We start from the raw sequence: 12,932 nt of genomic DNA, 5'->3' as shown, positions 1-12,932 counted from the left end.
AAGAGGTTTGACCGCCATGACCCCCATGTCGAAGCACACGCTCTCGGTCCTCGTCGAGAACACCCCCGGCATCCTGGCCAGGATCGCCGCGCTCTTCTCCCGCCGCGGCTTCAACATCGACTCGCTCGCCGTCGGCGTCACCGAGCACCCCGACATCTCACGCATCACCATCGTCGTGAACGTCGAGGAACTCCCGCTCGAACAGGTCACGAAGCAGCTCAACAAGCTGGTGAACGTCCTGAAGATCGTCGAACTGGAGCCGGGCGCCGCCGTCCAGCGCGAGCTCGTCCTCGTGAAGGTGCGCGCCGACAACGAGACCCGCTCCCAGATCGTCGAGATCGTCCAGCTCTTCCGCGCCAAGACCGTGGACGTCTCGCCCGAGGCCGTGACCATCGAGGCCACCGGGTCGAGCGACAAGCTGGAGGCCATGCTCAAGATGCTCGAGCCCTTCGGCATCAAGGAGCTCGTGCAGTCCGGCACGATCGCGATCGGCCGCGGCTCCCGCTCCATCACGGACCGCAGCCTGCGCTCCCTGGACCGCACCGCCTGACGTTCCGCATACCGGAACCCGACCCTTACTCGACCGTGCCCGCCGTACGGTGGGACGCAACACCAGCACACAGAGGAGTTTCCCAGTGGCCGAGCTGTTCTACGACGCCGACGCCGACCTGTCCATCATCCAGGGCCGCAAGGTCGCGGTCATCGGTTACGGCAGCCAGGGTCACGCCCACGCCCTTTCGCTGCGCGACTCCGGCGTGGACGTCCGGGTCGGCCTGCACGAGGGCTCGAAGTCGAAGGCCAAGGCCGAGGAGCAGGGCCTGCGCGTGGTCACCCCGGCGGAGGCCGCCGCCGAGGCCGACGTCATCATGATCCTGGTCCCGGACCCCATCCAGGCGCAGGTCTACGAGGAGTCGGTCAAGGACAACCTCAAGGACGGCGACGCGCTGTTCTTCGGCCACGGCCTCAACATCCGCTTCGGCTTCATCAAGCCCCCGGCCGGCGTCGACGTCTGCATGGTCGCCCCCAAGGGCCCGGGCCACCTGGTCCGCCGCCAGTACGAGGAGGGCCGCGGCGTGCCGTGCATCGCGGCCGTCGAGCAGGACGCCACCGGCAAGGCCTTCGAGCTCGCCCTGTCGTACGCCAAGGGCATCGGCGGCACCCGCGCGGGCGTCATCAAGACGACCTTCACCGAGGAGACCGAGACCGACCTGTTCGGCGAGCAGGCCGTGCTCTGCGGCGGCACCGCCGCGCTGGTGAAGGCGGGCTTCGAGACCCTCGTCGAGGCCGGCTACCAGCCGGAGATCGCCTACTTCGAGTGCCTGCACGAGCTGAAGCTCATCGTCGACCTGATGTACGAGGGCGGCCTGGAGAAGATGCGCTGGTCGGTCTCCGAGACCGCCGAGTGGGGCGACTACGTCACCGGCCCGCGCATCATCACCGACGCCACCAAGGCCGAGATGAAGAAGGTCCTCGCCGAGATCCAGGACGGCACGTTCGCCCAGCAGTGGATGGACGAGTACCACGGCGGCCTGAAGAAGTACAACGAGTACAAGCAGCAGGACCAGGACCACCTCCTGGAGACCACCGGCAAGGAGCTGCGCAAGCTCATGAGCTGGGTCAACGACGACGAGGCGTGAGACACCGGGCGGTGGCGGCGCGCGGGGGTGCCCGGCGCCGCCACCGCCCCCGCCCGGCCGGGGCTCGCGCCGCGGGGCTCCGCCCCGGACCCCGCTCCGCGTACGCCGGAGGGACGGGAACGTACGGCCGCCTTCCCCGTGCGGGTGATCCTCCCGCTCCGGGGGAAAAGGCGCCTGGTCGCGCTACTACACTGCACATCACATTCGCGTCAGGCCCACAGCGTCGTGCGTCTTCCACGCGGCTAGCACCCTCCACCGCCTGCGGCCGTCGGGACGGCCGTCCGCATTGGACTTGTGAGGACTCACGTGAGCACTGCTGCCAACGGCAAACCGGTCGTACTCATCGCTGAAGAGCTGTCGCCCGCGACCGTCGACGCCCTGGGCCCGGACTTCGAGATCCGGCACTGCAACGGCGCGGACCGCGCCGAGCTGCTGCCCGCCATCGCCGGCGTCGACGCCGTCCTGGTCCGCTCGGCGACCAAGGTCGACGCCGAGGCCATCGCCGCCGCCCGCAAGCTGAAGGTCGTCGCCCGCGCAGGCGTCGGCCTGGACAACGTCGACGTCTCCGCCGCCACCAAGGCCGGCGTCATGGTGGTGAACGCCCCCACCTCCAACATCGTCACGGCCGCCGAGCTCGCCTGCGGCCTGATCCTGTGCTCCGCGCGCAACATCCCGCAGGCCAACACCGCGCTGAAGAACGGCGAGTGGAAGCGCTCCAAGTACACCGGCGTCGAGCTGGCCGAGAAGACCCTCGGCGTCGTCGGCCTCGGCCGCATCGGCGCGCTCGTCGCCCAGCGGATGTCCGCGTTCGGGATGAAGGTCGTCGCCTACGACCCCTACGTGCAGCCCGCGCGCGCCGCGCAGATGGGCGTCAAGGTGCTCTCCCTGGACGAGCTCCTCGAGGTCTCCGACTTCATCACCGTGCACCTGCCGAAGACGCCCGAGACCGTGGGGCTCATCGGCGACGAGGCCCTGCACAAGGTCAAGCCGTCCGTGCGCATCGTCAACGCCGCGCGCGGCGGCATCGTCGACGAGGAGGCGCTGTACTCGGCGCTCAAGGAGGGCCGCGTCGCGGGCGCGGGCCTCGACGTGTACGCCAAGGAGCCGTGCACCGACTCGCCGCTCTTCGAGCTCGACCAGGTCGTGTGCACCCCGCACCTCGGCGCCTCCACCGACGAGGCGCAGGAGAAGGCGGGCATCTCGGTCGCCAAGTCCGTCCGCCTCGCCCTCGCCGGCGAGCTGGTCCCGGACGCGGTGAACGTCCAGGGCGGCGTCATCGCCGAGGACGTCCGCCCGGGCCTGCCGCTCGCCGAGAAGCTCGGCCGGATCTTCACCGCCCTCGCGGGCGAGGTCGCGGTGCGGCTCGACGTCGAGGTGTACGGCGAGATCACCCAGCACGACGTGAAGGTGCTCGAACTGTCCGCCCTGAAGGGCGTGTTCGAGGACGTGGTGGACGAGACGGTCTCGTACGTCAACGCCCCGCTGTTCGCGCAGGAGCGGGGTGTCGAGGTGCGCCTCACCACGTCCTCCGAGTCGCCGGACCACCGCAACGTGGTCACCGTGCGGGGCACGCTCGGCGACGGCGAGGAGATCGCCGTGTCCGGCACGCTCGCCGGACCCAAGCACCACCAGAAGATCGTGGCGGTCGGGGACTACGACGTCGACCTCGCGCTCGCCGACCACATGGTCGTGCTGCGGTACGCGGACCGGCCGGGCGTCGTGGGCACCGTCGGGCGCGTCCTCGGCGAGGCCGGGATCAACATCGCCGGGATGCAGGTGGCCCGGGCCGACGTCGGCGGCGAGGCCCTGGCCGTCCTCACGGTGGACGACACCGTGCCGGCCGGGGTGCTCGCGGAGCTGGCGGAGGAGATCGGGGCCACGTCGGCGCGGTCGGTGAACCTGTCGAGCTAGCTGGTGGCCGCTTGGCCTTGGGCGGGGTGCTCGGCCTTGCGGCCTCGTCTTCAAGCGCCGGACGGGCTTGAAACCCTCGGCCTTCGGCCTTGTCCTCAAGCGCCGGACGGGCTTGGAACCCTCGGCCTTGCGGCCTTGTCCTCAAACGCCCGCCCCTGACCGGGGCGGGCGGAGGTGTTTCAGGGGGAACGGCTTGCCGTCGGAGCACAGGGTGCCCTTCTTGCCCTCGGCTGTTGCGCGGCTAGCGCAGCCGTGACGCCTTCAGGACCATGTGCAGCAGCAGCCGGTCCTCGCCCTCGTCCAGGTCCAGCTTGGTGAGCTGCTCCACGCGCGACAGGCGGTAGTAGAGGGTCTGGCGGTGGATGCCCAACTCCGCCGCGGCGCGGCCCGCCTGGCCCGCCCGGTCCAGGAAGACCTCCGCGGTGCGGGCGAGTTCACGGTGGGCCGGGGCCAGCAGGGCGCGCGCCACCGCGTCCTGGGCGGTCTCCGGGGGCAGCGCCGTGAGCAGGCGGTAGGGCCCGATGTCCGAGAAGCGGGCGAGCGGTCCGAGGCGGGGCTCGGCGAGGGCCGCGCGCGCCGCCGCCGACGCCTCGCCCCAGGCCGCCCCCAGGTCCTCCAGGCCCGAGCGGGCCTCGGCGACGCCGGCCGCGGCACCTCGGCCCGCCGTCTCCACCAGGCGCGAGGCCGTGGTGAGCGCGGGCGTCACGGCGTCCGCCGAGCGCAGCCGCGCCAGCACCGCGAGCGACTGCGCCACGGCGCCCGCGGTGACCCAGGGCACCGTGCACAGGGCCGTCGCCCCCGGCACGGTGCGCAGCGCGGGCGCGTCCTCCGGGCCCGCCGCCGGCCAGGGCGCCACGCACACCACCGCGTGCAGGCCCTCGCCGCGCGCCCCGAGCTGCGCGCGCAGCGCCGCCACGGCCATGTCCCGCTGCCAGCCGCGCTCCGCCGTCAGGACGGCGCGGAACTCCCGGGTCAGGTCGGCTCCCGCCTTCGCCTCGTCGGCGAGCAGCGCCCCGATGCGCGCGGCGACCTCCATGGCGGCGGCGAGCTGCGCGTCCGTGGGGCCGGGCTCGACGTCGAGCAGCCAGACGTAGCCGAGGGCGTACCCCCGGTGACGTACCGGCAGGCAGATGCGGCCGCGGTGCACGCCCGCCTCGGGGGTGGCCGGGATGCGGACGGGGCTCGTGGCGCGGGTGATGCCGTAGCTCTCGAACCAGGCGCGGACCGCCGCCGTGGAGCGGCGGGTGAGGATCGAGCGGGTCCGGACCGGGTCGAGCTCCGGGGCGTCGCCGTCGCCGCCGTCGTGCGCGCCGAAGGCGATCAGCTCGAAGTCGCGGTTCTCCAGGGTCGCGGGCGCGCCGAGCAGGGCCGAGATCTCGTCGACCAGTTCCTGGTAGTCGCCCTTCACTCCTGCTCCACTTCCGCTCTGCTCGCGCCGCGTCCCGGTCCCGTCCAGGGTCCGGAGAGCCATTCTCGCGCAGACGGGGGCCGGTCTCAGACATCTGTCTGAGATCCAGCCCACGGATGCGTGACAGGTGTCGATGGCTCAGGATCGGAGGGATCCTTAGGTTTCACGGTGGTTCTCCGTGCCGTACCGGTTTTGTCGCAAAATTGACGCCGGCGCGGCCGTCGTTCGTACTCCCGTGGAGGTGCCCCGTGCTGGGACCCGTGATCCTTGCCGCGTCGCGCAGTGACAAGATGCGCCGTTTCGTGTCGGCGGCGCCGGGCACCAAGCAGGTCGTCGACCGGTTCATCGCCGGTGAGACCGTCGACCAGGTCGTCCCGATCGTCGAGGACTCCGTCGGCAAGGGCCTGGAGGTCACCCTGGACGTCGTCGGTGAGGACATCACCGCCGTCGAGCAGTCCTACGCCGCGCGCGACGCCTACCTGGAGCTCATCGACCGCCTCAAGGACCTCGGCCACGGCGAGAAGGCCGAGATGTCCGTGAAGCTGTCGATGTTCGGCCAGGCGCTGGAGAACGGCCACGAGCTCGCCCTGGCCAACGTCCGGCCGGTCGTCGAGGCCGCCGCCGCCATCGGCACCACGGTCACCCTGGACGCCGAGGACCACACCACCCTCGACTCGATGTTCGCCATCCACGACGAGCTGCGGAAGGACTTCCCGCAGACGGGCTGCGTCATCCAGTCCTACCTCTTCCGGACCGAGGACGACGCCCGCCGCCTGGCCGCCGCCGGCAGCCGGGTGCGCCTGGTGAAGGGCGCCTACAAGGAGCCCGCCTCCGTCGCGTACCAGGACAAGGCGGAGATCGACAAGGCGTACGTCCGCATCCTGAAGATCCTGATGGACGGCAAGGGCTACCCGATGATCGGGTCCCACGACCCGCGGCTGATCGCCATCACCCAGGAGCTCGCGCGGCGCGCCGGCCGCAAGCTGGACGAGTACGAGTTCCAGATGCTGTACGGCATCCGCAGCGAGGAGCACCTCCGGCTCGCCGCCGAGGGCCACCGGATGCGCGTGTACACCGCCTACGGCACCGACTGGTACGGCTACTTCATGCGCCGTCTCGCGGAGAAGCCGGCGAACCTGCTGTTCTTCGGCCGTTCCATCCTCACCAAGGGCTGAGCCGCCCGCCCCTCCCGCACAGAGCCCCCCGCACAGAAGGAGCCAAGGAACTCATGGACGCTGTGACCCAGGTCCCCGCCCCGGTCAACGAGCCGGTACACGGCTACGCCCCGGGCTCCCCGGAGCGCGCCCGGCTCGAGGCCAAGCTCAAGGTGCTGTCCGAGAACCCGATCGAGCTGCCGATGACCATCGGCGGCGAGAAGCGCCTCGGCGGCGGCGAGCCCTTCGAGGTCGTCCAGCCGCACAACCACAAGGCCGTCATCGGCACCGGCCGCGCCGCCACGCAGCAGGACGCGCAGGACGCCATCGACGCCGCGCTCGCCGCCGCCCCGGCCTGGCGCGCGATGTCCTTCGACGACCGCGCCGCGATCATCCTGCGCGCCGCCGAGCTGCTGTCCACGACGTGGCGCGAGACGCTGGCCGCCTCCACGATGCTGGGCCAGTCGAAGACCGCCCAGCAGGCCGAGATCGACACGCCCTGCGAGCTCGTCGACTTCTGGCGCTTCAACGTGAAGTACGCCCGCGACCTGCTCGCCGAGCAGCCGCCGGCGAACTCCACCGGCGTGTGGAACCGCCTGGACCACCGCCCGCTGGAGGGCTTCGTCTACGCGATCACGCCGTTCAACTTCACCGCGATCGCCGGCAACCTGCCGACGGCCCCGGCGCTGATGGGCAACGTCGTGGTGTGGAAGCCGTCCCCGACGCAGACGCACGCCGCCGTGCTGCTCATGCAGCTTCTGGAGGAGGCCGGTCTGCCCAAGGGCGTCATCAACCTCGTCACCGGCGACGGCATCGCGGTCTCCGAGGTCGCCCTCGAGCACCCGGACCTCGCGGGCATCCACTTCACGGGCTCGACGAAGACCTTCCAGTACCTGTGGAAGACCGTCGGCAACAACATCGAGAAGTACCGCTCGTACCCGCGCCTGGTCGGCGAGACCGGCGGCAAGGACTTCGTCGTCGCCCACCCGAGCGCCGACCGCGCCATCCTGAAGACCGCCCTGACCCGCGGTGCCTTCGAGTACCAGGGCCAGAAGTGCTCGGCGACCTCCCGCGCCTACATCCCCGCCTCGATCTGGAACTCGGGCTTCAAGGAGGAGTTCGCGGCCGAGGTCGACGGCATCACGATGGGCGACGTCACCGACCTGTCGAACTTCATCGGCGCCGTCATCGACGAGCGCGCCTTCGCCAAGAACAAGGCCGCCATCGACCGCGCCAAGGCGGACGAGACCTGCACGATCGTCGCGGGCGGCACCTACGACGACTCGGTCGGCTACTTCGTGCGCCCGACCGTCGTGGAGTGCACGGACCCGGCCAACGAGGTCTTCACGACCGAGTACTTCGGCCCGTTCCTCGCGGTGCACGTGTACGAGGACGAGAAGTACGACGAGATGCTGGCCCAGATGGAGTCGGTGTCGGCCTACGCGCTCACCGGCTCGGTCATCGCCAACGACCGCGCCGCCGCCGCGTACACGATGGAGAAGCTCCGCTACGCCGCGGGCAACTTCTACATCAACGACAAGTCGACCGGCGCCGTCGTCGGCCAGCAGCCCTTCGGCGGCGGCCGCGCCTCCGGCACCAACGACAAGGCCGGCGCCCCCCAGAACCTGATGCGCTGGACCCTGACCCGCGCCATCAAGGAGACCCTGGTCCCGCCGACCGACTACACGTACCCGCACATGGGCTGACGTCGTAGCCCCTCACAGCTCCGCCCCCGGCCCGGGCCCCACCCCGGCCGGGGGCGGTGTGCTGTTCACAGGGCCCGGGCGAGGAAGTCGTCCATGAGGCCGGCGATCTGCGCGGCGTGCGTCTCCAGGGCGAAGTGGCCCGTGGGCAGGAGGTGCACCTCCGCCTCCGGCAGGTCGCGGTGGAAGGCCAGGGCTCCGGCCGGGACGAAGATCTCGTCGTGGGCGCCCCAGACCGCGAGCAGGGGCACCTGGCTCTCGCGGAAGTAGGCCTGGAACCGCGGGTACAGCGCGATGTTGCTGCCGTAGTCCCCGATGAGGCCGAGCTGGACCGGGTCCTGGCCCGGGCGGGCCATCCGCTCCGCGTCGTGGTGCCAGGCGTCGGGGCTGAGCAGGCTGCGCAGCCGCTCGGGCACGCCGTGCGTGTACTGCCAGGTGACGCCCTCCAGGGAGCGGATCGCACGCACCGGCCCGGCCGTCTCCTCGCTCGGGTTCTCGATGTACGCGAACACCGGCGCCCAGGCCTCCTTGCCGAACCCCTCCTCGTACGCGTTGCCGTTCTGCGTGACGATCGCGGTGACCCGCTCCGGGTGGTCGAGCGCGAGGCGCAGCCCGATCGGGGCGCCGTAGTCGTGGACGTAGAGCGCGAACCGGGTCAGGCCGAGCCGTTCGGTGAACTCGTACGTCACGTCGGCCAGTTCGGCGAAGGTGTACGGGAACGCGTCGGCGGAGGGCGCCGCCGAGCGGCCGAAGCCGAGGTGGTCGGGCGCGATGACGCGGTACCGGTGCGCGAGGCGCGGGAGGAGGTCGCGGAACATGTGCGAGCTGGACGGGAAGCCGTGCAGCAGGAGCAGCACGGGCGCGTCGGCGGGCCCCGCCTCGCGGTAGAAGACCTCGTGCCCGCGGACGGTGGCGGTGCGGTGGTGGACCTGGGTGCGCATGCTTCTAACCCTTCATAGGTCTTTTGGTGGTTGGCGTGGCGCCAGTCGACCACGCGCACCTCTAACCGGTCAATGGCTTTTCAATGGTTACCTGGGCGGGAAATCCAGCCCGTCCGGCGTTTGAGGACGAGCCGCGCAGCGGCAAGGGAGGGGCGGGTGGGCGGGAGAGGACTTGAAACTGACACCTGTGTCAGCTTCTACGGTTCCCGCATGACGACCGAGAACAGGCTCCTCACCCCGTACTCCGCCCCCTTCGGCCACCTCCCCAACCGCATGGTCATGGCCCCCATGACCCGCTTCCGCGGCCACGAGGACGGCACCCCGCTGCCGATCGTCGCCGACTACTACGCCCAGCGCGCGAGCGCCGGGCTCATCGTCACCGAGGGCATCTGGCCCAGCAGCCGGGGCCAGAGCGGCTGGCGCATCCCCGGCCTGGAGACGGCCGCGCACGTCGCGGGCTGGCGGCGCGTCACCGAGGCCGTACACGCCGCGGGCGGGCGGATCTTCGCCCAGCTCATGCACGGCGGGCGCCACGGCCACCCGCTGTCCCGCATCGACGGCGACGCCCCCGCGGCCCCGTCCGCCGTGGTCTCGCCCGAGCTGGTGCACCTACGGGACGGCGGCAAGGCCGAGCCGGTCACGCCGCGCGTGATGACCCTCGACGACATCCGCACCGCCGTGGACGACCACGTCGCCGCCGCCCTCAACGCCCTCGCCGCCGGTTTCGACGGCGTCGAACTGCACGGCGCCAACAGCTACTTGATCCACCAGTTCCTCGCGGACAACACCAACCTCCGCGACGACGCGTACGGCCGCGGGTCGGTGGAGAACCGCATCCGGTTCGCGGTGGAGGTCGTGCGCGCGGTCGCCGACGCCGTCGGCGCCGGGCGGCTCGGGCTGCGGCTGTCCCCGGGCAACCCGCAGTTCGGCATGGTGGAGGCCGACCCGGGCCCGGTCTACCGCGCGCTGCTCGACGAGCTCGACGGCCTCGGGCTCGCCTACCTCCACCTCACGGACAACGACGTCTACCCGGCCCTGGAGGACCTGCGCCCCCGCTGGCACGGCACGCTCATCGCCAACGTCGGCGAGAACGGCGACCCGACCACGCGGGAGGCGGGCGAGGCCGTCCTCGCGGGCGGCCGCGCCGACCTCGTCTCGTACGGCAGGGCCTTCCTGACCACGCCCGACCTGCCGCACCGCTTCGCCGTGGGCGCGCCGCCGAACGCCCTCGACGCGGCGCACCTGTACACGCACGGGCCCGAGGGCTACACCGACTACCCGGCCCTCGGCGACCGGGAGCTTCAGACCTCCACGAGCACCTGATCCAGGGACTTGCGCACCAGGTCGGGAACCTCGCAGTCCGGCGCCGGGTAGCCGACGGGGATCACCGCGAACGCCTTCTCGTTCTCCGGCCGCCCCAGCACCTCCGACAGGAACCGCATCGGGCTCGGCGTGTGCACGAGCGCGGCGAGCCCCGACAGGTGCAGCGCCGAGAGCAGCATGCCGACGGCGATGCCGACCGACTCGTCGACGTAGTAGTGCTTGTGCTTGGTGCCGTCCTCACCCAGCCAGTACCGCTGCTGGAACACCACGATCAGCGCGGGCGCGTCCGTCAGGTGCGGCTTGACCTCGTCCGTGCCGAGCGGGCGCAGCGCCGCCAGCCACTCCTCGCCGAGCCGCCCGTCGTACGAGATCCGCTCCTCGTGCTCCGCCGCCTCCCGTATCCGCCGCCGCACCTCGGGGTCCTGGACCAGGACGAACGTCCACGGCTGCTGGTGCGCGCCCGACGGCGCCGTCGCCGCGCACGCGATGGCGTCCCGTACGACCTGCGGCGGCACCGGGTCCGGCGAGAACTGCCGCACGGTACGCCGCTGCCGCATCCGCTGTGCCAACTCGGCCGCCCGCGCCAGGGATTCGTCGGCGGGCATCCGCGCGGGGCGGTACGGCACCGAGCGGTACGGCTGCCCGTGGACGGGGGTCCAGCGCTCGGCGGGGTGTCCGGTCTCCGGCTTGTGCTGTTCGGTATCAGGCATGCTCCGATTCTGGGGCGGGGGAGCGGGGCGCGCCATGGTGCGGACCAATGTTCTCGCTCCCGCGCGCCCGCGCCCCCGGCGCCGAACCCGGCCCGCCTCAGCTCCAGTTGGCCACGATGGCACCGAGGCCCGCCGCGCAGCCCGTGCCGAGCAGGGCCAGGTACGCCCCGTAGCGGCGGCGGAGCCGGTGCGCGAGGAAGCCGAAGGCGCCGCAGCCCAGGCCCACGGTGAGGGTGCGGGAGCCGCGCGAGGCCGCCGACTCGGCCAGCCAGTCGCCGGCCCCGACCCCCGCACGGCCCGCCTCGGCCGCGTACACCTTGAACGGGATGCCGTTCCACGGCTGGTGGCGGACCGCCGCCGCGCCCTGTGCCGCCAGCTCCTGGCGTACTTCCGCACGCATCCGGTCGGTGGTGAGCGGATGCGGCAACTGGACGCCGGACGCCGCCAGGTGCAGCGCGAGCACGCCCCCCGCCAGGCTCCCCGCCAGGGCCGCGCAGGACAGCTTCAGTGCCGCGCGCGGCAGCGCCACGCAGACCGCCGCGAGGAGCAGCTCCGGCAGCAGGGGCCAGCTCAGCGCCTCCGCGCACGCCCACGCGAACACCAGCGGCACGCCCCACCGGGAGCCGGCCGCCGCCGCCACGCGCTTGCGGACGCGGGAGTCGGGGAGGGGTTCCGCTGCGGTGCGGCGGTGGAGCTCCGCCACGGCCGCGCGGGCCTCCTCGGCCGTCACCGTCGGCGGCAGCGGGGCGCCGATCCGCACGCGTACCAGGGACGGGCGGAGGCGGCCGTGCTTCGGCAGGAGGCGGCCGGTGCCCGCGATGCCCACGGGGACGACGGGCACGTCGGCGTGCCTGGCCAGGACCAGGGCGCCCGCGTGGAACGCGCCCACCTCGCCCGGGCCGCCCGCCCGGGACCGGGTGCCCTCCGGGAACAGCACCACCGCGTGGCCCCGGCGCAGGGCGTCCGCCTTGGCCAGGAGGTCCTCGGTGCCGCCGCCGGTCCGGCGTACGGGGAAACCCGCGGCCAGGCGCGAGCAGATCCGGCGCCGGAAGGGGGAGGCGAACCAGTAGTCGGCCGCCGCGGCGATGGTGGGGGAGCGGCGGGGGTCCAGGGCGGCGAGCAGGGCGGCGGTGTCGGCGTGGGAGGTGTGGTTGGCCACGACGACACAGCCTTTTTCTGGCAGGGCGCCTTGGCGGGTGAGGCCTCCTGTGAGGGTGAGGGCGGTGCGCCACAGGGCCGCTCGCGCGAAGGCGTCCCACTGTGCTGCCCTCGCGGGGGCGCCCCAGGCCCGCCCCTTCCCGAACCAGGGGCTGCCGCCCCTGGACCCCGCTCCATCGGCCTTCGGCCTCGTCCTCAAACGCCGGACGGGCTGGGATGTGGCGCTGCCGTCCCTGGGGCCTCGTCGGGCGGGCTGCGGGTGCCGGACGGGCTTCATGTCGTCACCGCCATCGTCAGGAGGAGGGCCAGCAGCAGGGAGTCGACGCGGTCCAGCAAGCCGCCGAAGCCGGGGAGCCAGGTGCCCGCGTCCTTCACCCCGGTTTCGCGCTTGACCAGCGATTCCAGGAGGTCGCCCAGGACGCAGCCGGTGAGGACCGCCGCCCACAGGAGGGGGGTGAAGGCGCCGACGGCCGCCAGGGCCAGGGCCGTTGCCGCCGCCGCTCCCAGGACTCCGGCCCACGTCTTGCGCGGGGACAAGGGGGAGAGGGGGCGGGCCAGGGCGCCGCGGCGGCCCAGGGCCGTGCCGCCGCACCACGCGCCCACGTCCCCGAAGGCCACCGCCACGCCCACCGCCACCGCCGTGCCGTCCAGCAGGACCAGGCCGGTGAGGGAGGCCGGGATCCACAGCACGCCGAAGAGGGTCCGGCACGTGCGGGTGAAGCCACGCGCGGCGTCACCCGTCAGGAGGGCGGGCAGGGCCGACATGACCAGGAGGGCCGCGAGCGCGCGCAGGTCCAGCGCGGCCGGGGCGCGCCAGGCCGCCACGGGGAGCGCGAGCGCCGCCAGCCACAGCACCGCCCGCTCCCCGCGCGCCAGCCCGGCCATCCGGGCGTACTCCGCCACGGCGACCACGCCGAGCCCGGCGGCCAGCGCGCACGCCCCCGCCCGGCCCGCCCACGACCACGGAAGCGCCCTCCGTCACCGAGC

Annotated in this window: 10 protein-coding genes and 1 pseudogene; 6 read left to right on the top strand and 5 right to left on the bottom strand. The window is 72.5% G+C overall.

From position 1 onward, the window contains the following. Positions 1-25: 25 nt before the first annotated feature. From ilvN to serA, 3 genes are all read left to right on the top strand, one after another. Positions 26-550: an acetolactate synthase small subunit gene (ilvN, locus tag QK440_RS10090; RefSeq protein ID WP_190139787.1), complete on the top strand. Its 525-nt coding sequence runs from the start codon at positions 26-28 to the stop codon at positions 548-550. Between the two features lie 85 nt (positions 551-635). Beyond that, entirely contained in the window at positions 636-1,637 is a 1,002-nt protein-coding gene (gene ilvC, locus QK440_RS10085; protein WP_282792680.1) for a ketol-acid reductoisomerase, read from the top strand. Between the two features lie 306 nt (positions 1,638-1,943). Further along, positions 1,944-3,548 carry a phosphoglycerate dehydrogenase gene (gene serA, locus QK440_RS10080; protein ID WP_282792679.1) on the top strand — a complete coding sequence of 535 codons (1,605 nt, stop codon included), beginning with the start codon at positions 1,944-1,946 and terminating at the stop codon, positions 3,546-3,548. A gap of 241 nt (positions 3,549-3,789) precedes the next feature. On the opposite strand, the gene QK440_RS10075 is transcribed toward serA, so the two are convergent. Continuing rightward, a complete protein-coding gene (locus tag QK440_RS10075) occupies positions 3,790-5,019 on the bottom strand; it encodes a helix-turn-helix domain-containing protein (RefSeq protein ID WP_282792678.1) in 1,230 nt (409 codons plus the stop codon). Between the two features lie 185 nt (positions 5,020-5,204). On the opposite strand from QK440_RS10075, the gene QK440_RS10070 reads away from it, so the two are divergent. Together QK440_RS10070 and pruA are read left to right on the top strand one after the other, a co-directional pair. Then, complete coding sequence (locus QK440_RS10070; RefSeq protein ID WP_282792677.1) at positions 5,205-6,131, top strand: proline dehydrogenase family protein; 927 nt, start codon at positions 5,205-5,207, stop codon at positions 6,129-6,131. A 53-nt stretch (positions 6,132-6,184) separates the two neighbouring features. Next, on the top strand, positions 6,185-7,816 hold the full coding sequence (gene pruA / locus QK440_RS10065) for an L-glutamate gamma-semialdehyde dehydrogenase (RefSeq protein ID WP_282792676.1): 1,632 nt from the start codon (positions 6,185-6,187) through the stop codon (positions 7,814-7,816). Positions 7,817-7,881: 65 nt separating this feature from the next. Here pruA and QK440_RS10060 read toward each other — a convergent pair whose 3' ends face one another. Continuing rightward, positions 7,882-8,754, bottom strand: a complete 873-nt coding sequence (locus tag QK440_RS10060; RefSeq protein ID WP_282792675.1) for an alpha/beta hydrolase — start codon at positions 8,752-8,754, stop codon at positions 7,882-7,884. A 210-nt stretch (positions 8,755-8,964) separates the two neighbouring features. Between QK440_RS10060 and QK440_RS10055 the strand changes: the two genes are divergently transcribed. Further along, positions 8,965-10,077 carry an alkene reductase gene (locus tag QK440_RS10055; RefSeq protein ID WP_282792674.1) on the top strand — a complete coding sequence of 371 codons (1,113 nt, stop codon included), beginning with the start codon at positions 8,965-8,967 and terminating at the stop codon, positions 10,075-10,077. Here QK440_RS10055 and QK440_RS10050 read toward each other — a convergent pair. The 3 genes and pseudogenes from QK440_RS10050 to QK440_RS10040 all read right to left on the bottom strand — a co-directional run. Next, the gene (locus tag QK440_RS10050; protein WP_282792673.1) at positions 10,056-10,787 is read right to left on the bottom strand and encodes a nitroreductase family protein; all 732 of its coding nucleotides are present in this window, start codon (positions 10,785-10,787) and stop codon (positions 10,056-10,058) included. The two genes, QK440_RS10055 and QK440_RS10050, sit on opposite strands and share 22 nt — an antisense overlap. Before the next feature lie 97 nt (positions 10,788-10,884). After that, a complete protein-coding gene (locus QK440_RS10045) occupies positions 10,885-12,222 on the bottom strand; it encodes a lysophospholipid acyltransferase family protein (RefSeq protein WP_282792672.1) in 1,338 nt (445 codons plus the stop codon). Next, a pseudogene (locus tag QK440_RS10040) lies at positions 12,219-12,890 on the bottom strand (phosphatidate cytidylyltransferase); the annotation flags it as partial. The gene QK440_RS10045 and the pseudogene QK440_RS10040, both read right to left, overlap by 4 nt. Positions 12,891-12,932: the final 42 nt, after the last annotated feature.

It is taken from the genome of Streptomyces sp. CC224B (assembly GCF_030010595.1).
In the GTDB taxonomy this organism is placed as follows: domain Bacteria; phylum Actinomycetota; class Actinomycetes; order Streptomycetales; family Streptomycetaceae; genus Streptomyces; species Streptomyces longispororuber.
Note: the sequence above shows the minus strand (reverse complement) of the source record. Positions and strands in the feature narration are given on the sequence as shown.